Origin of the sequence: Ohtaekwangia kribbensis, assembly GCF_042676245.1 — a bacterium.
GTDB classification, from domain to species: domain Bacteria; phylum Bacteroidota; class Bacteroidia; order Cytophagales; family Cyclobacteriaceae; genus Ohtaekwangia; species Ohtaekwangia kribbensis.
Genome location: NZ_JBHTKA010000004.1, coordinates 206,862 through 227,424, shown reverse-complemented (window position 1 = coordinate 227,424; position 20,563 = coordinate 206,862). Strand labels below are relative to the sequence as shown.

Genomic DNA, 20,563 nt, shown 5'->3' with positions numbered 1-20,563 from the left:
TGTAAACGTCCTGTAGTTTAAAGAAGCATTTTGGCGCGGAGATTTAGGTTCGCTGTAAACGATCCGCAGTAATCTCCTGAATATTTTTACAGCCCGAAAGAGCCATCGTTAATTCGAAGTCGGCCATGAAATTGCGGAGTACGGTATATACACCTTGTTCACCGGCAAGCGCCAGTCCATATACATAAGGCCGGCCGATGCAAACAGCTTTCGCGCCCAGAGCAAGTGCTTTAAAAGCATCGGCACCTCCGCGAATACCGCTGTCAAGCAACACGGGTATTGTGCCCCGCGTGATATCATATATTTTTGGTAGCGCATCGAGTGTGGCAACAGCACCATCTACTTGCCGGCCTCCGTGATTGGAAATGATAATTCCATCCATACCGTAGTCTAATGCTTTGCGTGCATCATCAGCATGCAGGATACCTTTTAACAGTATGGGTAATTTTGTTTGTTGTCTCAAAAAAGTCAGATCATTCCATGTGGTGCATGGATTAGAGTAGGTAGCTGTAAATTTTCTCACGGCTTTTATCGGTCGGCCTGATCGAAGTTTACGCAGAAAGTTATTGCCGGGATAATTATTCACCATCTTCACCAGTCCGGCTATACTCCTGAGCGTTATTTTTCTTTTTACATCGGCACCTTCGTCAGGTTCGTCCAGCATTTTTTGAAAAACAGGATCTGAAGTATATTGCGCTATTCCTTTACCTTCCAGGAAAGGCAGGTAGGCAAGTTCAAGATCGCGGGTTCGCCACCCGAGCAATGTAGTATCCACCGTTACAACGATGGCCTTGCAGCCGCAACGTTCAGCGCGCTGCACAAAGCTTGCTACCAGTTCATTCGATTTACTCCAATATAGCTGAAACCACCGCGGACTATTTCTCATAACTGCGGCACACGCTTCCATGGGGCAGCTTGCCTGGTTGGAAAATATATAGGGTATACCAAGTTGTGCCGCAGCACGCGCTACGGCAATATCAGCATCGCGGTGAACCATCTCCAGTACACCGACTGGAGAAAGTAAAAATGGTGATGGAAGTTTTTCTCCGAAGAGTTCAACAGAGGTGTCGCGTTCGCCAACGTTGCATAGCATGCGTGGCACAATACTATATTTCGTAAAGGCATTGCGATTGCTCTTGATGGTGTCTTCACAACCCGCACCTCCGGCTATATAAGCATAAGCGTTACGACTCATGTGTCGTTTCGCAGAGGCTTCGAGATTTGCCAGATCAATATTGACGCGCGGTAAAATGCCTGCAAAACCACTAAGGTATATTTCCTTCTGCCAGTCGGGAGCTGTGAATTTCATGCGATCGGTGATAAGGTATTCTCTAAAATAACCTTTACCAGCGAATTACACTATTCATCTTGTTTGTAGGTGTTTTGCGTTGCCAGCTGTACCAGAAAATGAATTACTTTCAACAGTAAGCGATTATGTTTCTTCTGGTGAGGCAATGCAATTCCCGGCCGCAATTTGTGGCGTTTATACGGAACCATATACTACATCTCTCAGAAACGATAGATCATACCAATGCCAATGGCAGCCCGATACGGTTTTAAAGTAAAGGGTTCCTGGAGGGATTCGCTGGCCCGTATAGCATGTGTAAAGCTAGGTTGTATATAAAAATTCGTTCGAGTATTTACAGCAAGTTCCAGCCGGTATAGCAACTGATAATTAAAGTAGTTTGAAGAACGGTTGCTATAGGTGTCGCCTCCGCCTGCACGGAGAAAGCCTTTTTGATATTGCAGTCCGGCCCCGATCTTGTGCATCAGCTTATCTGTTTTTAGCCGATAGAAGAAGCCTGCTGATATACCTGCGTTGCGCATGGCATACGAAAACTCTTTTTGTTTGATGCCCGGTTTGATGATGTAATCTTCATCCGGATTTCCTTCGATCTCTTCTACGGCACCGGCGCTATATTTATACGTTATGGTTTGATTTTGTTGATAGTAGGAGAGACCCGCGTATACTTCTATAGCTTGGGTGACGGGTATCTGGAAACCACCATCAATCGAAAGTCCTAACCGGTTGGAAGAAAATATACCATCTGATTTTAACTCGGTGATGTTTATGGCGTCATTCTTCGCCGGAACTATTTTTTGGTAGGCAAGCGAAGGTGAAACGGTAAAGTATATCGCAGGGTGGAATTTTTTCGCGCGTTTTTTCTGCTGCTGTTCCTCTTTCTTCACTGTTTCCTTGTCTTCGATACTGTCGGTTTTAGTTATATTCTTTGCCGAATCCTCCTTCGCGATTTCTGAAGAATGGTTACGTGTTGCCGATTGATTGTTCGTTGTTCCATTAGCGTTGATGCTGTCAGCATTCTTTATGCTATCTGACTCAGCAGAGGTTGAAATACGATCGTTATTCTCTTGTGTATCTATAGTCAGATCTGTTGGTTTTTCGCTGGTAGTTTGTTTAGCGGTATATAGGTTGTTATTGCTATATTTCTTTTTGTGAACGTTGGATATGGATGTATTTTGAGCTGTAGATGTGTTTATACTTTCACTGTTTCCTGAATCTTGAACGGGAATGCCAGTCTTCCCGGAAGAAGTTTCTGATTTGATCTTCTGATTCTCAGCATCAGTGCGTGCGTCATGATGTTTCTTCTGCTCGTTAACAGATGCAGGCTCCCTCCCTCGGGTTAACTCTTCAGCAGATTTATGTGTATCAGTAGCGGAATTTATACCTGCAATTTCGTCCCTGGCGGGTATGGTATCCGTTGTGTTAACGGTAAACAATAGCAAGAGTACCAACACCACGGCAGAAGCTATATCCTGCGAGAGCTCAATCCACTTGCGGGCATCATAACGCGAAGGAGAAATGATAGCGGCAATATCATCCCAGTCATCTTCCGGTTCTTCGGTATAGTTACTTAACCGTGTTTTGATGTTATTCCAGAAATCTTTTTCAGGCAAGCTTTTCATAGCGCTTAATTCCGATACGTGTTAATTTTTCCTTGAGCAAATACTTCGCATGGTGAAGCTGCGACCGAGATGTGCCCTCCGTTACATTCAGCAACGTGGCAATCTCGGCATGACTATATCCTTCCACTTCAAACAGGTTAAAGATGATGCGGCAGCCTTCCGGCAGTTCATTGATAACAGAGATGAGGAATTCATCCGACAAGTTTCCTACTATACCTTCTGTGTCAATGCCTGCTATATCATAATCCGAAGAGGTATAGAGCTGCAGGCTCGTTTTCTTCGATTTGTGATAGTGATCAATGGCTGTATGTACCGCTATAGATTTCATCCACGATTCAAGCTTATTCGCGGTCTCAACCTGGTGTATTTTTGTAAAGATCTTGATGAAAGTTTCCTGTAGCATGTCCTGTGCATCTTCGCGGTTTTTTGCGTACCGCCTGCATAAGCCCATGAGTCTGGCCTTGAACAGGTCGTACAGGATCCGTTGTGCGGAAGCGTCCTTTTTTTTGCATCGTTCCAGCAAGTGTTGATATTGCATAAACAGGGGAGGTCTTCACCGCGAAGTGAAGACCTGTATTGGGTCGTTTTTTAGTTTTGTTTCAGGTCAGTGAATCGTTATCCCCACGCTTGCTTCCTTGCATTGTGAACCGTGGCAGACTTTATAGTAAAGACTGTCCGTAATGGTTGCTGTTGTATCCGGCACGATATAGTCTATCGCGTATGTTTTATAGAGCGATGCAGTGCCGTATCGCGGAGCTTTCGAGATTGAGAATGTACACTGTGAGCTGTCCAGGCAAAGCGTATCATTGGCGAAAACCAGCAGGCGCAGCAGGTTGGTAGTTAATGAGTCGGTGTTTACCGTATAGTGATCGTTGCGCAGCTGCCAGTTGCAGGCCTGCTCTTTCTCAATATATACTACACCAAATCCAACCTTCGAGGTGTCGGTCGGAGAGTATACTTTGTAAATGATCTTGTCTGTGCCGGTAAATGATCCGCCCGGAGTATATTGTATACGGTTACCGCTTACAACTGTAGCAGTACCTGCATACGGAGGGAAACTTGAAGAAGGTTTATATACTTCTACAATAAGATCGGAAGAATCGCAGAGCACATCGTTCTGCAATACGTTTATAGTGACCGGGCCGGTAACATTATAAACAGAATCGTTGCGCGGATATATACCACATGGAAGTTGCGTAGTGTCATCTTCTACGATAATGATCACACTGTCGAACTTGATAAATTCGTTGCTCTCTGAATATATAGAGAAGGCTATGGCATCCTGTCCTCTTTTAAAAGAGTTGTCCGGTGAATATTGCAGGAAGCCGCTGCTTAATTCCGTAATGTTTCCATGTCGCGGCTGGCCGGAAATGTTCAGTCTGACGGTGCCTGACGTTTTTACTTTGGAGTACAGATCGATATAGGCAGAACCGTTGGGCAAAACATATACCTTGTCATTACTGATTTCTACCTGCGAGCCATTGGACGGATCATCGTCTTGCAATACATCGCAGGAGTAGTGGAGCATGGCGATTGCCGCTATCATAATTACCTGCAGCCAGTTTTTAATTTTAATCGGTGTCGGATTCATAGAGATGTTTGTTTATTAGGTAAGACTGGTTTCCTTTGCAGAACGTTGGAAGATGATTTGAAAATTTTAAAGTGATCTATGAAGACTATTCTGGCAGAACTGCTGACCATCGGTGATGAGATACTATATGGACAAATTGTTGATACGAACTCGCAATGGATGAGTGTTGAACTCAGTAATGCCGGTATAAAGGTAATTCGAAAGACAACGGTTGGCGACCAGGAAGGAGAGATCCTTACTGCATTTGCAGAGGCAGAGAAGCGCGCGGACATTGTGTTGATCACAGGTGGGTTGGGTCCTACGAACGATGATCTAACGAAGCCTTGCCTGGCAAAGTATTTTAACTGCGAAGTAAAGATTCATGAAGAAGCACTGGCAGAAGTAACGGAATTCTTCAAAAGCAGAGGTCGTGAACTAACAGAGATCAACCGCCAGCAGGCAGCCCTGCCGGTATGCTGCGAGAAAGTTACCAACGTGCTGGGTACTGCTCCGGGCATGTGGTTTGAACGCAACGGTAAAGTATTTGTGTCCATGCCAGGTGTGCCACACGAAATGAAACGGATGATGACCGACCTGGTTATTCCGAAGTTGAAGAAGACATTCAGTACTCCGGCTATATATCATAAAGTAATCCGTACCGTAGGTATAGGGGAGTCATTTCTGGCCGAGAAAATAGTGGAGTGGGAAAATGCATTGCCTCCACACATCAAGCTCGCATACCTGCCCAGCCTGGGGGAAGTAAAGCTGAGGCTTACCGGTATTGGTAATACAACGGAGGCACTGGTGAACGAAACCGAAGTACTCACCGAAAAACTGCGTGAGCGTATAGGACAATTTATATATGGCTATGGCGAAGAACCGCTGGAAGTAGCAGTAGGCAAAAGACTGCTCGATAAAAAACTGACTATAGCAGTAGCGGAAAGTTGTACCGGTGGCTACCTCTCGCACATGATCACCAGTGTACCGGGAAGCTCTTCATATTTTTTAGGAAGTATTATACCGTACGACTATGCTATTAAAATGAGACAGCTGGGAGTAAAACCCGAAACGTTAGAGCAATATGGAGCGGTAAGCGAAGAGACCATTCGCGAAATGGCGAACCTGGTGCGCGCTAAATTCAACACAGATATAGGTGTAGCAACAAGCGGTATAGCAGGCCCTGGCGGTGCTACGCCTGAGAAACCCGTGGGTACGGTTTGGATTGCATACTCCGATAAACATCAAACTGTAACACGAAAACTACAATTGTCGAAAGAACGATTATTGAATATCAAGATGGCGTCTATTGCGGTGCTGAACCTGGTGCGATTGAGTTTGCCGAAAGGCTGAGCGTGTTTAAGTGTTTACGTGTTTAGGTTATGGTGATGCACCATTGTTGTTAAATTAAACGATACGTTCAACCCTAACGAACCTCAACACATTAACACAAACAAGTATAGATCGCTTACTCCGATAAACTATTGCGGTATGGTGCGATTGAGTTTGCAGAAATAATTTTATACTTTAGCCTCATGAGGTCGGTGAAGGAAGAAACCACGTTGCTATATAAAGTCACAAGTGATGCAATCATTCTTCTCGGCTTTATCGATACTCGAAGTGAAAGTGCGGTATACTAATGTTTGTTTTTCTTTGGCATGTATACCTGTTTTCAGAATTCCGTTAGCTGAAAATATCTTCTTTGAACGTTTTCTTTCAAAGAGTTGGTCAGGCATGTGAAAAATCCAAAACCTGATTAACTTGCCACATCAAAAAACAACCGATTGAATCATGGCAGAGGTAGAACTGATCATGCCGAAAATGGGCGAAAGTATATTCGAGGCTACGATATTAACCTGGCTCAAAAAGCCTGGCGATAAAATCGAGCAGGATGAATCTGTACTCGAAGTAGCTACTGATAAAGTAGATACTGAAGTTCCATCCACTTATGCAGGTATACTGAAAGAAATTTTAGCGAAGGAAGGCGATGTTGTAAAAGTGGGTGCTCCCATTGCCATCATTACATCCGATGTTGCTGAAGGTAAAAACGCAGCAGCAACGGCACCGGCCGAAGGAAAGAAAACTTCTGAGCCTGCTGTAAAGGAAGTTGCTGTAGCACATGCCAACGGAGCTTCACACGATGCTGCTGATTTTAAATCGAGCTCACGTTTTTACTCACCACTTGTAAAGAATATTGCGCGTGAAGAAAATATTCCGGTAGCCGAGCTTGAAACTATATCCGGCAGTGGTGCAGAAGGTCGTGTTACCAAGAAAGATATTCTGGACTATGTACAGTCACGTAAGGTAGGAGCAACTCCTCAACCTGCCGTGAAGCATGCCGTTGCTACTACATCAGCACCAAAAGTTCAGGCTTCGATCAACGCAGGTGATGAGATCATCGAAATGGATCGCATGCGCAAGATGATTGCCGAGCGCATGGTAGACTCCAAGCGTATAGCCCCGCACGTTACTTCATTTGTAGAAGCCGATGTTACCAACATCGTGCAGTGGCGTAACAAAGTGAAGGGTGAATTTCAGAAGCGCGATGGTGATGTGTTGACATTTACTCCGCTGTTCATCGAAGCTGTTGTGTTGGCTATAAAAGATTACCCGATGATCAACGTGCAGGTGGATGGTGACAGGATTATCAAGAAGAAAGATATTAATATAGGTATGGCAGTAGCGCTGCCTTCCGGAAATCTTATTGTACCGGTCATTAAAAATGCTGATCAGTATAATCTTGCCGGTCTTGCTAAAATTGTAAACGACCTGGCCAGACGTGCCCGTGATAACAAATTGAAACCGGATGAACTCTCCGGGGGAACGTTCACCATTTCGAATGTTGGTTCGTTTGGTAATGTAATGGGTACCCCGATCATCATGCAGCCACAGGTGGGCATCATAGCCCTCGGGGCCATACAGAAAAAGCCGGCTGTTATGGAGATGCCGTATGGCGATGTGATCGCGATCCGACACAAAATGTTCCTCTCACATTCGTACGACCACCGGGTGGTAGACGGAGCTTTGGGCGGAAGTGTAGTGCGCAGAGTGGCCGATTACCTTGAGAAATTCGACATAAACAGAAGTATTTAGTACACGTGACACGTGAAATGACCCGGACGATTTCTTAAACCGTTCGGGTTTACTATTTTTAGGCATGTCCAAAATTATCTCTTTCATCAGCCGGAAAGGCGGTACGGGCAAAACCACCAACGCTATAAACCTGGCTACTACTCTCTCCAAACTTGGCAAGCGCGTGCTGCTGGTGGAGACGGATACCAACTATACCCTGAACACACTTCGTAAAATGGAATTGTTCAAGGCGAAAGATGGCCTCGCGAATTTCGAGATACTCGGTTCGCACGATCACCAGGTAGCCGATGAACTCATCAAACTGAAAGAGAATAAAAAGAACGACATCATCATTGTAGACAGTGCCGGTAAAACTACCGATGAAGGAATTAAAAAACTTTGTCTGGTGAGCGATGCTGTTATCGTACCAACCAGTCTTACACAAAACGATTTACTGGTAACCTATCAAACTGTAACCGATCTTTCGCCAGCACGGGAGCTTAATCAGAAACTTAAGATCATAATTCTTCCGAACCGTATTCACAGTTCAACCAACCTATATTCTGTACGGGAGAATCTGAAAAATCTCGATGCTATTATTTTACCGGTAATCGTACCGCAGAAAAATCTTTTCGTTAATTTCAGTACACTTGAAGCTGAAAAAGAATATCAGCCGGTAGCACAAGCCATTCTCAATCACCTCGCATGAGCAAGAAAAAAAATACACTGAAGGACCTTGATGATTTTTTAAAGCAGCAGGCCGCTACATTGGTGTCGCCTGCCAAACTCAGTGAGCAGATTGAAACACCTCCGCCACCTGCCGCGGAAGCTGCACCGGTTGTTAGTCCGCAAGTCACTACACCACCGGTCGTTGAGCCTGCACCTGCTGTTGTTGAAGAAGTAACAACCGCTAAAATTCTGGAGGCTATAAAAACGCTGGCACAAAAGGAAGGTACTACGGTTCAGTATAAATTGTATGATGTTATACTGCAAGCTGCTGAGACTAAAGTTATTTCATCAGCAGAAGATAAAATGCTGATCAATACCGTGCTTTTTCTGAAGAGTGGTGATAACTGGAAAGACGTTATTCGCGATTACTGGAGAAACAGATAGGGTATTACACGCGTAAGCCTGAAGTATACTATGATATATATATCTTGCCTGTAACCAGGTGTAGTTAATGTATGTAATGATTTTTTTGAACCGGTACACTTTTGTGATGCCGTTTTTTTTTTATTTTTATCTGGTGCCGGATTCTTCGGTAAGTAAATATTTTGTGTTTTCTATTGATAATGATCTATAATATATATCTGTTTTGTTAAGATTATCGGTATATATTGTTGCTGCCTCATTAGTTTACAATGCCGCGTCATTTTTTGATGACCTATATTTGTCGGCGAATAATTGTCTTCTAACACTGCTATAGGCAAGTCAAAGAGAGTTCACTTTTTTGTTCCCGGTTAATGTGCGCTTTGAAGTAAAAGAAAACTTGTTTTGCGCGCGGTTATGTTATCCTTCGTAAAAGGAGCCGTGCAATTTTTTATATACTTTAAACTGTAGTGTGCATGCAAAGATTTGAGGAGAGAGGAGCACTTGTGGCGCAGCCTTTCTATTGGTTGAAATTTGTTTATTTCTGTTTTTTTATTTTTTTGATGTTGATATCGTTAGCTACACAAGCGCAGTCAACATGCTATGAAACCATTACACTTCCCAGTGATAGTAAATTTGGGGGAGGAGATGTACCCGGATCAAAACTGATTGGCAATACATACGGAGCCGGAGAAGGCCCTGGCATATATATAGTGGCTGATGGTGGTTATCGTCTGTATCTGAATGACGAATTGTTGGCCTACGATAATGCAGCCGGTCGTGTTCGTTTTATACCTATGACGTTCCTCCCGGGTAAAAATGCCATTTCAATTGTGGGTGTAAATGGTCAGGGAGCTCCCGGAGTATTGATGCACCTGGAGGAACTCGAGAAACCTTATGTTACGGACGCTGGCTGGAAAGTACTCAATAACCCGGCTGACAATAGCTGGAAGAGCCGATCGTATAATGATAGTGCATGGCCTGCCGCTACTGTAACTACAAACGGTACGCTGACAACATTACCCAGTGGAGGTTCTCTCTCTGCACCTGCTTTTCCTATAAAGTCAAAGGCAAAATGGATTTGGTCAGGCAACGCGAAAGATAAGAATGTTGTTCTTCGCTACACCTTCAATATCAAGGCTATCGGGTTTGGCGCTGCCACTACGGGTGGTGACAATAGCAATATTGTTATTGTAAAAAGCGAAGCGGATTTTCTGAAGTATATCAAAGACCCAGCCAGTATGGTTCTATTGATACCGGAAGGCACACTTGATTTTCGTAAGAAGCGAATTGAAACGAACATGCAGGTGTGCGAGTCAAGCTGTGAAAAAATGGGTACTTATTGTGGTACTACTCCTGCACTTCCTGGTCTTACCTATAAACGATCTATGATGAGTGAGAGCGATTGCAGCAAAGCGAATGGTAAATATGTATACCCGTATTGGTGGGAGCAGCTTATCTGGGTAGGATCAAACAAATCAATTATAGGTATGGGGCGTGGAGCTTCGCTGCGAGGTGCTTCTTTCTATAGCAACCAAACTGTGCTCGTACAAAATCTTATTTTCCGGAATCTGAAGATATGGGATGTTAACCCGCATATCATTGAAGCGCAGGGCGGCATTACGTTAGATTATGTAACTAAGCTTTGGGTAGATCATTGTTCTTTTAAATGGATCAGCGATGGCAATGATGTTTCCCATGCCAAAGAAGTTACGTACTCCTGGAATCATTGGAACGGGTATAATGAATTTCAGTGTAACGGTCGTGATTTCTATGCAGCATTGGTGAGTGATTCAGACGTTACGTTTGATCATGTATTTTGGAATGGAGGAAGTGGTCGAAATCCAAAAGCCAATATCAATGCGCGGGTACACGTTATTAATAACTATCACAAGGACAATGTTTACTATGCAATAGCATCCAATTCTCCAACGGCAGAGGTACTCGTGGATGCTAACTATTTTGACAATGTATGTTTCCCTACTTATAAATTTGCTGCGACCGGACGCATTTATTGTAATAAGAATATATATGTAAAGGCAGGTGGTTTTCTTGTTCATAATGATCTTGAAAAGACCGAACCGAAGGATGCTGTTTTTACACCACCGTATAAATATAGCCTGGATCTGGCCGATAGTGTGCCTTCGTTGGTGGCAGCGAGAGCGGGTGCCGGTGGTTCATGGGGAACTATGCCGCTTTATACAGATGCCGCCGGTTGGAAGAATACAGCACCCGATGTTTCTATTTCCTCACCCTCTTCAACAGAAGTATCGGTGTCCGCTACTGATGGTAATGGCATTGGTAAAGTTGAGTTCTATAGCGGCATAACAAAAATAGGTGAAGTTCTGAAAGCTCCTTATAATCTAAATGTAGGAGCTGATACCTGTACACGTTCCATTGTAGCAATAGTATATGATACAAAAGGACTGGCCACAACATCTTTGCCCATTACGCTGTGCAAGTCGCTGGTAGCGCATAAGTATCAGGTTAATAAGGGATCATGGCTCACGGGAACAAGCGCAACAGTACATGAAGGCGATACTATTAAATTTAGCCCACAACCATCCACTATATCTTCCGGATGGTCGTGGCAAGGACCTGGCAATTATACCGCTTCAACCCGTGCCATCCAGCTTTTTAATGTCTCGTCAGCACAAGCCGGGGTATACATTGCGACATTGTCGGATGGTTCGGGCTGTTCTGCTAACGCAAACTTTACACTAACAGTAACGAGCACCAAGAAGTATACACTTACCACTACGGCCACACCAACTGCCGGGGGGACTATAACCGGCGCAGGAAATTATAAAGACGGCACCGTGGTAACGGTTAACGCTACACCAGCCACAGGTTATATCTTTACAGGGTGGAGTGGTGATGCTACGGGTAAATCTACTTCTGTATCAGTAACGATGGATGGTAATAAATCTGTTACTGCTACTTTCAAAGCTGTCTATACGCTTAGTACTTCAGCTAGTCCCGCTGCCGGGGGAACAGTGAGTGGTGCCGGGAGCTATAATTCCGGAGATGTGGTAACGGTTAAAGCTACACCAGCTGCGGGCTATATCTTTACGGGTTGGAGTGGTGATGCTACGGGTACATCTACTTCAATAGGTATAACAATGGATGGTAATAAATCTGTTACTGCTACTTTCAAAGCTGTCTATACGCTTAGTACTTCAGCCAGTCCTGCAGCCGGGGGAACAGTGAGTGGTGCCGGGAGCTATAATTCCGGAGATGTGGTAACGGTTAAAGCTACACCAGCCACAGGTTATATCTTTACGGGTTGGAGTGGTGATGCTACGGGTACATCTACTTCAATAGCTATAACAATGGATGGTAATAAATCTGTTACTGCTACTTTCAAAGCTGTCTATACGCTTAGTACTTCAGCCAGTCCTGCAGCCGGGGGAACAGTGAGTGGTGCCGGGAGCTATAATTCCGGAGATGTGGTAACGGTTAAAGCTACACCAGCTGCGGGCTATATCTTTACGGGTTGGAGTGGTGATGCATCTGGTACATCTACTTCAATAGCTATAACGATGGATGGTAATAAATCAGTTACTGCGAATTTCCAGGTAAAAGCTCCGGATAAATATACGCTTGCTACTACTACTTTGCCTGCAGCTGGCGGTACTGTGATTGGTGCAGGAAGCTATAATTCCGGCGATGTTGTTACTGTGAAGGCCACACCAGCTACGGGCTATATCTTTACGGGTTGGAGCGGTGATGTTACAGGCACATCTTCGTCTGTATCAATAACGATGGATGGTAATAAATCTGTTACCGCGAACTTCCAATTAATCAAGTACACGCTTGCTGCTGTCGCTACGCCAACTGCTGGCGGTACAGCGAGTGGTGCCGGGAGCTATAATTCTGGAGATGTAGTAACGGTAAAGGCCACACCTGCAGCGGGCTATGTCTTTATAGGTTGGAGTGGTGATGCTACGGGTACATCTACTTCAATAGCTATAACAATGGATGGTAATAAATCCGTTACTGCGAATTTCCAGGTAAAAGCTCCGGATAAATATACGCTTGCTACTACTACTTTGCCTGCAGCTGGCGGTACTGTGATTGGTGCAGGAAGCTATAATTCCGGCGATGTTGTTACTGTGAAGGCCACACCAGCTACGGGCTATATCTTTACGGGGTGGAGCGGTGATGTTACAGGCACATCTTCGTCTGTATCAATAACGATGGATGGTAATAAATCAGTTACCGCGAACTTCCAATTAATCAAGTACACGCTTGCTGCTGTCGCTACACCAACTGCTGGCGGTACCGTTAGTGGTGCAGGAAGCTATAATTCAGGCGATGTTGTTACTGTAAAGGCTACACCAGCTACAGGTTATATCTTTACGGGTTGGAGTGGTGATGTTACTGGCACATCTACTTCTATAGCCATAACGATGGATGGTAATAAATCAGTTACTGCGAATTTCCGGGTAAAAGCTCCTGATAAATATACTCTTACTACTGCGGCTTTGCCTTCTGCTGGTGGAGCAGTGAGTGGTGCCGGGAGCTATAATTCTGGAGATGTAGTAATGGTTAAAGCTACACCAGCTACAGGTTATATCTTTACGGGTTGGAGTGGTGATGCCACGGGTACATCTACTTCTGTAACAATAACGATGGATGGTAGCAAATCCGTTACAGCTAACTTTCAATTAAAAGCTCCTGATAAATATACTCTTACTACTGCGGCTTCGCCCGCTGCCGGGGGAACAGTGAGTGGTGCCGGGAGCTATAATTCCGGAGATGTAGTAATGGTTAAAGCTACACCAGCTACAGGTTATATCTTTACGGGTTGGAGTGGTGATGCCACGGGTACATCTACTTCGGTAACAATAACGATGGATGGTAGCAAATCCGTTACAGCTAACTTTCAATTAAAAGCTCCTGATAAATATACTCTTACTACTGCGGCTTCGCCTTCTGCTGGTGGAACAGTGAGTGGTGCCGGGAGCTATAATTCCGGAGATGTAGTAATGGTTAAAGCTACACCAGCTACAGGTTATATCTTTACGGGTTGGAGTGGTGATGCCACGGGTACATCTACTTCTGTATCAATAATGATGGATGATGGCAAATCCGTTATTGCTAATTTTCAATTGAAAGCTCCTGATAAATATACTCTTACTGCCACAGCTTCGCCTGTTGAAGGTGGTGCTGTGAACGGAGCCGAAAATTATGATGCCGGAGCAACGGTAACTATTACTGTTACACCTGCAACGGGATACATCTTTACCGGCTGGAGCGGGGATATAGTGGATACTTCCCCTGAGGTAACCCTAGTCATGAGCAGTGATAAAACTGTTACTGCCAACTTTGAGGTGCAAACGAAAGAGAGCGTTACAGTGAAACCACGAAAATTATTTTCGCCTGATAACCGCGGTGATGCGAGCACAGAAACCTGGGAAATTGAAAACGCTTATCTGCTTGACGGTGCTGAAATTGTTATCTACAACCGACAAGGTCAAAAGGTATACGCTTCCATCGGGTATAACACTCCATGGGATGGAACATCCGGAGGAAGACCGCTTCCTGACGGTGCGTACTTTTATACCATTGTATATCCTGATCATAGAAAACAAACAGGAAGCGTTACTATTGCGAGATTGAAGTAAGAGAAGCAAGACGTAAGGAGCAAGAATGTTCTTCTTGCTCCTTACTACTCGCGGTTCAGGGTTCGTGGCTCGAAGCTGTTTTGTATATTAGCGCCTCAACTACAAACAACGGATCATGAAATTCGGAACGAAAGCAGTACACGCAGGCGTGGAGCCTGATCCATCAACCGGGGCCATCATGACCCCTATCTATCAAACATCAACCTATGTGCAGGAATCTCCTGCCAAACATAAAGGATACGCTTACGCGCGCGGAGCAAACCCCACGCGTAATTCTCTGCAGAAAAGTCTGGCGGCATTGGAGAATGGGAAGTATGGCATCTGCTTTTCATCCGGCATGGGCGCTACAGATGCAGTGATAAAATTATTGAACCCGGGCGATGAAGTGATCACCAGCAACGACTTGTATGGTGGTTCATACCGGATGTTCAAGCGTGTGTTTGAAAAGTATGGTATCAAATTTCATTTCATTGATCTTACCAACGCGGCTAATATCAACACGGTAATCAATGCTAAAACAAAACTGCTATGGATTGAGACACCTACCAATCCGCTGATGAACATTGTTGACATCGAAGCATGTGTAGCCATCGCGAAGAAGAACGATGTTATTGTAGCGGTAGATAATACGTTTGCTTCTCCTTATCTGCAGAATCCATTGGATCTGGGCGCAGATATAGTGATGCATTCTGTTACCAAATACCTGGGGGGCCACTCCGATGTGGTGATGGGAGCTTTGGTATTGAACGATGAAAAGTTATACCAGGAACTTCACTTTATCATGAACTCGTGTGGTGCCGTACCCGGACCGCAGGATTCTTTTCTTGTGCTGCGCGGTATAAAAACACTGCACCTTCGTATGGAGCGCCATTGTATCAACGGAAGAAAGATAGCTGAGTATCTTAAGAGCCATCCTAAAATTGGTAAAGTATACTGGCCGGGCTTTACAGATCATCCGAATCATGCCATTGCTAAAAAGCAGATGAGAGATTTTGGTGGCATGCTTTCGTTTACCCTGAAAGATGATAGCATTGAAAAAGCAACTCAATTGATGGAAAGTGTTGAACTGTTTGCACTGGCAGAATCATTGGGCGGGGTAGAGTCCCTGATCAATCACCCGGCTTCGATGACGCACGCGAGTATACCGAAAGAAGAACGTTTGAAAAGCGGTCTTGTGGATTCACTTATTCGCCTGAGCATTGGTGTGGAGGATGCCGAAGATTTACTGGCCGACCTGGAGCAGGCACTGAATAAAGTATAACGATATTTACTATAGATCGAATAATAAAAGAAGCTGCCTTTCCGGCAGCTTCTTTATTTTATAACCAACCTCAAACCTATACCTACATCTTTACCAGGCGCGTGGTCTTGCCTGTGCATCATGTTTGTTATGGCGTAATGATCGGTTAGCACGGTTCTGTTCACGATGAATGCGGGTGCGCTCGCGGCAGGTTACGGTACCATCGGCCTTGGCTCTGCGTTCCATGCGATGAATATGGCGCTGGTCGTGTACGGCATGTGCCGTTTCTCTGCGGGTAAGCTCACCACTGGCAACTCCCTGACGAATGCGATGGCGTTGATTTTCCTGGCGTTGATCGATATGTGGTGTAGAAGTCTGCGCCTGTGCTATACCTGCAAAAGTCATCAGCAGTAATGCTATAATTGTGTGTTTCATATCCCTTGTTTGTTAAATCTGATGCTTAGACAGACACCAATCGTAAAGGTTTAATGGTTCAACTAAAAAATATAGGGTTGTCAATTACGCAGGAGCCCCTTATCTTGAGCCTTAATTTTATATACAAGCAGTAAGCGTGAAGAGACTTCCACTGTTAATTACCATCGGAATAGTGCTCGTAACGGTCGGGGGCTATTTTATCTACGAGCGATTACTCGTTTCCAAAAATACATCGCCCTGGGAACTGGTACCTGAGTCTACCATTTTTGTTTACGAAGCCAACAACTGCCAGGCCTGTGTGCAGCAAATGCAACAGACCTCGTTATGGTCGGTTTTTCGTAAGGCTGCATTTTACCAGAAGTCTGCTGATTCGCTCAAGATGCTTTTTGATTTCATCGAGTCGCAGCCACGCAACTTACTCGTGTCGGCACATCAGACGCGTAAAGATGATTTTGATTTTGTATTCTATGTTCCGCTATATCAATCCAAGATCAAGAACCTGTTACTCGAGCAATGGGGTAAATTAAAAACCGATGAACGCGAGTTTAACGGTGTGCAGATCCATGAGCTGAGTTCAAAAGGACAAATGTTTTCGTGGGCGGAGGTAGATGATATATGGGTTGGAAGTTTTACTCCGTTCCTGCTGGAAGACGTGATCCGTACCTATACCGGTGATGGTTCTACTTTTAAAAACCAGATATCATCGGTATACCAGATGCCGCATGTTAAAGAAGATGCTGGCAATCTATATGTCAATATCAAGAACTTCGGTAACTGGATCGGTTCATTTGCCGATGTACCTACCGATTTTGTTCAGCAGGTTGGACACTCGTCTCTGCTCGATATCAAGGCCGATGCAAAGGCCTTAACGTTTAACGGTTTCAGTATGGACAGTGCCAGCCAGGGATATATACTCTCGGTTTTTAATAACCAGGTGCCGGTTCCGTTTAACATGAAGAACTATATTTCATCGCGATCTATTATGGTAACGAGTTATGGTATCAGCGATGGTGCAAAGCTGGGCGAGTCACTCAAGGTCTATACGGATAAAAAGAAACCATCGCTTCAGGATTCGATCGCTCAATTGGAAACGTTAACCGGTGTGCAGGTGCAAAGCCTGTACAAAACTTTGGGTAAAGAAGTTAGCGTTTGTTACCTCGAAGGACGAGAAGGTAATCTTTCCAAAATCATGCTGGTGGAAACCACGAAAGCCGATGAATGGGTAAATGCATTTAATACCATTGCGCAGAAGACCAGTGTTGATACTGTTTTCTATGAGCGCTTCTCAGACTATGACTTGCGTGAGATACCGCTGCGTGCTTTCCCTGAAAAATTATTCTGGCCATTACTCTCCGGTTTTTCTTCAAGCTATTATACTACACTCGGCAATACGGTAATTATAGGTGAAGATGTAGACGAACTAAAGAATTTCCTGGATGATATCGATAAGGAAGAAACATGGGGAAAATCGGTGGCGCAGAATCAGTTTCTTGAGACAACGCTGCTGGAGGCAAACCTCAGTATCTATATCAATACGCCTCTTGCATGGAATATGGTGGCAGCATCGCTATACCCGAAGTGGAAACAATTTGTAGAGGAGAATCAGGGATTACTACAGTCGCTGGAGATGGGCGCTATACAGATGAGTCACCTCAACAACAGTTACTATACCAACATTACATGGGCAGCCGGCGAGGCTGGTACTGGTGGCGTGCTGGCAGAAGGTAAACAGGACGAGAAACGCGATAAACTCATCACTACATTCAGTGAGGGTATATATAAATTCTTTGTAATCCGGAATCATTTCACCAAACAGGAGGATGTACTGGTGCAGGATTCAACCCGTGCGATCAGCCTCGTGTCAGCGGATGGAAAAGTACAATGGAAGGTCGATCTCGATAATTATATAGCAGGTGATGTGGCCCAGATCGATTACCTGAAGAATGGTAAGCTTCAGTTTTTCTTTGCTACACCGGGCAAGCTCCACGTGATAGACCGCCTCGGTAATTATGTAAAACCCTTCCCGGTAAATATAGCGGAGAAGGATATCGAGTTTATCAGCGTAGTAGATTACGATCATAGTAAAAATTACCGTTTCCTGGTGTCTGGTAAATCCGGTAAACTTTGGATGTATGATAAAGGCGGAGAGAACCTGGATGGCTGGAAACCGAAGTCAGTAGAGGGCAGTTTGTTTGCCCCGGCACAACATCATCGCCTGCGTGGTAAAGACTATATTGTTGCCATTCGCGAAGATGGCGTGGTAAACCTGATGAACCGCAGAGGCGAAAGTCTGAAGAACTTCCCGTTGAATCTCGATGCGCGTCCTGTGGGTGGCTATGCAATTGAAAGCGGTAATGATGCTGCATCAACGAATATTGTCATTGTCTCACGCGATGGTTTCCGGATTAAATTCAATGTAGAAGGTAAAGTGGTGAGTCGTGAGTCGCTGATCAAGACAGTGCCTGAAGCACGCTTTAGTCTGGTGGAAGAAGAGAAAGGTAAAACATACCTCGTAATCCGACAGGAGCCACGACAGCTAACCGTAATGAACAGCGATCTGAAAGAAATTTTCGGAAGCGATTTTATCGGTAACAATCCGGCAGAACTGCGCTACTATGATTTTGGAAGCGGCAAGGTATATATTACAGTTACCGACAGAAGTCAGGATCTCACTTTTATATATGACGGACAAGGTAAATTAATTACCGCTATTCCGCTGGAGAGCAGCGCTGTATTGGTGCGCCCGTCCGGGCAGAGCCTGAAAGTATATAGCGGTCTTGGGCGTTCGCTTACGCTGCAGCCATTATAGGCCTGTAGTGCGGGGATGCTTTGTAGCATTTGTATTTTTGTTTGTACCTTCATAGCATAAACACCTTCCATGGAAGCGCAGAATCGGATCGTGGTCTTTCAGCAATTCAATAATGCTATCGAAGCGAATATAGTAAAGACCAAGCTGGATGCTTACGGTATACCGTGTTTCCTGACGGAGGAAAATCTTGCGAATCTATACCCAGGCCAGCAGCACGCATTTTTCCAGGTACGTCTTCATCTGTTTGAAACAGATGTTTCCGAAGCACATCAAATCGTTGGTGAAGCAAACTTTGTGATCGAAGACGGATCAACCCTGGTATGCCCGCAATGCCAGTCGCGCAGTATAGAGCGCGACTTTCCGCGAAAACTTAACGATCAATTTTTAGCGGGTCTGAATATACTGTTCTTCGGAATATTCTTTCCTGACCGCAAAGTGAACCGATGTGCGGATTGTCAGCATGAATTTTAGGTTGAGTGTCATCGCTACGCTTGTAAATCGTTCGATCCATCATTACTTTAGTAGCTAGAATTTACTGAAACTATGTCTGTTAAAACGATTGTAGGAATTATGGGGCCCGGTGAAAATGCCACTCCGGAAGATAACGAAATGGCATTTGAGCTTGGCCGCGCCATCGCTAAAAATGGCTGGGTGGTTTTAACAGGCGGCCGCAGCTTTGGTGTGATGGATGCAGCCATGAAAGGTGCACGTGATGCCGGTGGGCTCACTATTGGTGTGCTGCCGGACAGCAACGATCGTAACTCTTCCGAGAATGCCCAGATCAGAATTGTTACCGGTATGGGTAGTGCACGCAACCTGATCAACGTGTTGTCAAGCAACATCATTGTGGTGTTGGGTATGGCAGCGGGCACAGCATCAGAAGTAGCGCTGGCGGTGAAGTCTAACAAAAAAGTTATACTCCTGAATCAGGACGAGATCACCATCCGATTCTTTAAAAATATAGGCACATATCGTGTCATGGTTGCCAAAACTGTTGACGAGGTTGTCTTCCAGATTAAAGATTACCTGGCGGTACACAAAGCCGGGTTAACTACACACGAATAATTCCTTTTACAAGGCTATAAAAAAAAGAAGGAGGCTCTCCAGGGAGCCTCCCAAGATTCTTTCTTCTTTACCTTCGCCAGTATTACCTGGAATCAGGCTGTAAGAGTATATTCTCAGCTTTTTATCCAAGATTCGCATCTCAGTTAAAGGAAGCACCCCTAAAGACGAAAGAAATCTGTTGTCTGTAATCATTAAAATATAGTACCAGTCCACAGTCTGTTTTTCTATTGCATGCTGTTGTAGCATCGCGAGAAATGAATTTCTCATAGTGTGTAACGGGTTTCATACTTTGAGTATACGGTCCTGTATCTATATAAACAAAGAAAGGGCTCGTGGGAGCCCTTCTTGATCTTCTCCTGCTTTTTATTCAAATTCCAGTGTCAGTGAAAAATGAAAAAGGCTGATGGAGATAATCGGTATACTTTAGTTTTATAGGCTATATTTTTCTTCTGCCTACATTTTCTTTCAATCCATTTATACCTTGCGAAGCTTCTGCGGCAGCGTCTTCAGCTTCTTCTGTTACGCGGTCTTTTATCTCCGCGAGGTAACTCTTCCCTTTGCCCATCCATTGCGAAATTTCGTCCAGCCAATCGTCAGTGGTCTTCTTGATATTCTTGCGAAGGTCTTCTCCCTTTTCAGGTGCAATGAGCATGCCGACAATGACGCCTGCGGCTGCAGCGCCCAAAATGCCGATAACTACTTTTGATGTTGAATTCATGGTCGTTAAAAAT

Annotated in this window: 16 protein-coding genes; 9 read left to right on the top strand and 7 right to left on the bottom strand. The window is 44.7% G+C overall.

What is annotated here, in order from left to right:
- Positions 1-43: 43 nt before the first annotated feature.
- The 4 genes from ACFQ21_RS14170 to ACFQ21_RS14155 all read right to left on the bottom strand — a co-directional run bounded on the left by ACFQ21_RS14170 (position 44) and on the right by ACFQ21_RS14155 (position 4,516).
- On the bottom strand, positions 44-1,309 hold the full coding sequence (locus ACFQ21_RS14170) for a lactate 2-monooxygenase (RefSeq protein ID WP_377579884.1): 1,266 nt from the start codon (positions 1,307-1,309) through the stop codon (positions 44-46).
- Positions 1,310-1,509: 200 nt separating this feature from the next.
- The gene (locus ACFQ21_RS14165) at positions 1,510-2,925 is read right to left on the bottom strand and encodes a hypothetical protein (RefSeq protein ID WP_377579883.1); all 1,416 of its coding nucleotides are present in this window, start codon (positions 2,923-2,925) and stop codon (positions 1,510-1,512) included.
- On the bottom strand, positions 2,909-3,463 hold the full coding sequence (locus ACFQ21_RS14160; RefSeq protein WP_377579882.1) for an RNA polymerase sigma factor: 555 nt from the start codon (positions 3,461-3,463) through the stop codon (positions 2,909-2,911). The genes ACFQ21_RS14165 and ACFQ21_RS14160 overlap by 17 nt, the downstream gene beginning before the upstream one ends.
- A 66-nt stretch (positions 3,464-3,529) precedes the next feature.
- Complete coding sequence (locus ACFQ21_RS14155; RefSeq protein WP_377579881.1) at positions 3,530-4,516, bottom strand: Ig-like domain-containing protein; 987 nt, start codon at positions 4,514-4,516, stop codon at positions 3,530-3,532.
- Positions 4,517-4,594: 78 nt separating this feature from the next.
- On the opposite strand from ACFQ21_RS14155, the gene ACFQ21_RS14150 reads away from it, so the two are divergent.
- The 6 genes from ACFQ21_RS14150 to ACFQ21_RS14125 all read left to right on the top strand — a co-directional run bounded on the left by ACFQ21_RS14150 (position 4,595) and on the right by ACFQ21_RS14125 (position 15,544).
- Positions 4,595-5,845, top strand: coding sequence for a competence/damage-inducible protein A (locus ACFQ21_RS14150; protein WP_377579880.1), 1,251 nt, complete (start codon positions 4,595-4,597; stop codon positions 5,843-5,845).
- Between the two features lie 438 nt (positions 5,846-6,283).
- A complete protein-coding gene (locus ACFQ21_RS14145; protein ID WP_377579879.1) occupies positions 6,284-7,585 on the top strand; it encodes a dihydrolipoamide acetyltransferase family protein in 1,302 nt (433 codons plus the stop codon).
- 64 nt (positions 7,586-7,649) lie between these two features.
- Positions 7,650-8,273 (top strand): AAA family ATPase, encoded by a 624-nt coding sequence (locus tag ACFQ21_RS14140; RefSeq protein ID WP_377579878.1) that lies wholly within the window; start codon positions 7,650-7,652, stop codon positions 8,271-8,273.
- Entirely contained in the window at positions 8,270-8,677 is a 408-nt protein-coding gene (locus ACFQ21_RS14135; protein WP_377579877.1) for a hypothetical protein, read from the top strand. Before ACFQ21_RS14140 ends, ACFQ21_RS14135 begins: the two co-directional genes overlap by 4 nt.
- Positions 8,678-9,129: 452 nt before the next feature.
- Positions 9,130-14,283 (top strand): InlB B-repeat-containing protein, encoded by a 5,154-nt coding sequence (locus ACFQ21_RS14130; RefSeq protein ID WP_377579876.1) that lies wholly within the window; start codon positions 9,130-9,132, stop codon positions 14,281-14,283.
- Positions 14,284-14,398: 115 nt separating this feature from the next.
- Complete coding sequence (locus tag ACFQ21_RS14125; RefSeq protein ID WP_377579874.1) at positions 14,399-15,544, top strand: cystathionine gamma-synthase; 1,146 nt, start codon at positions 14,399-14,401, stop codon at positions 15,542-15,544.
- Positions 15,545-15,634: 90 nt separating this feature from the next.
- On the opposite strand, the gene ACFQ21_RS14120 is transcribed toward ACFQ21_RS14125, so the two are convergent.
- Positions 15,635-15,958 carry a hypothetical protein gene (locus ACFQ21_RS14120; protein WP_377579873.1) on the bottom strand — a complete coding sequence of 108 codons (324 nt, stop codon included), beginning with the start codon at positions 15,956-15,958 and terminating at the stop codon, positions 15,635-15,637.
- A 136-nt stretch (positions 15,959-16,094) separates the two neighbouring features.
- On the opposite strand from ACFQ21_RS14120, the gene ACFQ21_RS14115 reads away from it, so the two are divergent.
- From ACFQ21_RS14115 to ACFQ21_RS14105, 3 genes are all read left to right on the top strand, one after another.
- Complete coding sequence (locus tag ACFQ21_RS14115; RefSeq protein ID WP_377579872.1) at positions 16,095-18,767, top strand: hypothetical protein; 2,673 nt, start codon at positions 16,095-16,097, stop codon at positions 18,765-18,767.
- Positions 18,768-18,836: 69 nt separating this feature from the next.
- The gene (locus tag ACFQ21_RS14110) at positions 18,837-19,238 is read left to right on the top strand and encodes a putative signal transducing protein (protein WP_377579871.1); all 402 of its coding nucleotides are present in this window, start codon (positions 18,837-18,839) and stop codon (positions 19,236-19,238) included.
- Positions 19,239-19,310: 72 nt separating this feature from the next.
- The gene (locus ACFQ21_RS14105; RefSeq protein ID WP_377579870.1) at positions 19,311-19,832 is read left to right on the top strand and encodes a TIGR00725 family protein; all 522 of its coding nucleotides are present in this window, start codon (positions 19,311-19,313) and stop codon (positions 19,830-19,832) included.
- A 6-nt stretch (positions 19,833-19,838) separates the two neighbouring features.
- Here the strand turns inward: ACFQ21_RS14105 and ACFQ21_RS30545 are convergent, their stop codons facing one another.
- Together ACFQ21_RS30545 and ACFQ21_RS14100 are read right to left on the bottom strand one after the other, a co-directional pair.
- A complete protein-coding gene (locus ACFQ21_RS30545) occupies positions 19,839-20,099 on the bottom strand; it encodes a hypothetical protein (RefSeq protein WP_449290175.1) in 261 nt (86 codons plus the stop codon).
- 169 nt (positions 20,100-20,268) lie between these two features.
- Positions 20,269-20,550 (bottom strand): YtxH domain-containing protein, encoded by a 282-nt coding sequence (locus ACFQ21_RS14100; protein ID WP_377579869.1) that lies wholly within the window; start codon positions 20,548-20,550, stop codon positions 20,269-20,271.
- Positions 20,551-20,563: the final 13 nt, after the last annotated feature.

Coding starts and splice junctions, on each gene's coding strand:
- ACFQ21_RS14140 (WP_377579878.1), top strand. CDS start 7,650: ATGTCCAAAATTATCTCTTTCATCAGCCGGAAAGGCGGTACGGGCAAA.
- ACFQ21_RS14160 (WP_377579882.1), bottom strand. CDS start 3,463: ATGCAATATCAACACTTGCTGGAACGATGCAAAAAAAAGGACGCTTCC.
- ACFQ21_RS14120 (WP_377579873.1), bottom strand. CDS start 15,958: ATGAAACACACAATTATAGCATTACTGCTGATGACTTTTGCAGGTATA.
- ACFQ21_RS14155 (WP_377579881.1), bottom strand. CDS start 4,516: ATGAATCCGACACCGATTAAAATTAAAAACTGGCTGCAGGTAATTATG.
- ACFQ21_RS14130 (WP_377579876.1), top strand. CDS start 9,130: ATGCAAAGATTTGAGGAGAGAGGAGCACTTGTGGCGCAGCCTTTCTAT.
- ACFQ21_RS14165 (WP_377579883.1), bottom strand. CDS start 2,925: ATGAAAAGCTTGCCTGAAAAAGATTTCTGGAATAACATCAAAACACGG.
- ACFQ21_RS14145 (WP_377579879.1), top strand. CDS start 6,284: ATGGCAGAGGTAGAACTGATCATGCCGAAAATGGGCGAAAGTATATTC.
- ACFQ21_RS14125 (WP_377579874.1), top strand. CDS start 14,399: ATGAAATTCGGAACGAAAGCAGTACACGCAGGCGTGGAGCCTGATCCA.
- ACFQ21_RS14135 (WP_377579877.1), top strand. CDS start 8,270: ATGAGCAAGAAAAAAAATACACTGAAGGACCTTGATGATTTTTTAAAG.
- ACFQ21_RS14110 (WP_377579871.1), top strand. CDS start 18,837: ATGGAAGCGCAGAATCGGATCGTGGTCTTTCAGCAATTCAATAATGCT.
- ACFQ21_RS14150 (WP_377579880.1), top strand. CDS start 4,595: ATGAAGACTATTCTGGCAGAACTGCTGACCATCGGTGATGAGATACTA.
- ACFQ21_RS14105 (WP_377579870.1), top strand. CDS start 19,311: ATGTCTGTTAAAACGATTGTAGGAATTATGGGGCCCGGTGAAAATGCC.
- ACFQ21_RS14170 (WP_377579884.1), bottom strand. CDS start 1,309: ATGAAATTCACAGCTCCCGACTGGCAGAAGGAAATATACCTTAGTGGT.
- ACFQ21_RS30545 (WP_449290175.1), bottom strand. CDS start 20,099: ATGAGAAATTCATTTCTCGCGATGCTACAACAGCATGCAATAGAAAAA.
- ACFQ21_RS14100 (WP_377579869.1), bottom strand. CDS start 20,550: ATGAATTCAACATCAAAAGTAGTTATCGGCATTTTGGGCGCTGCAGCC.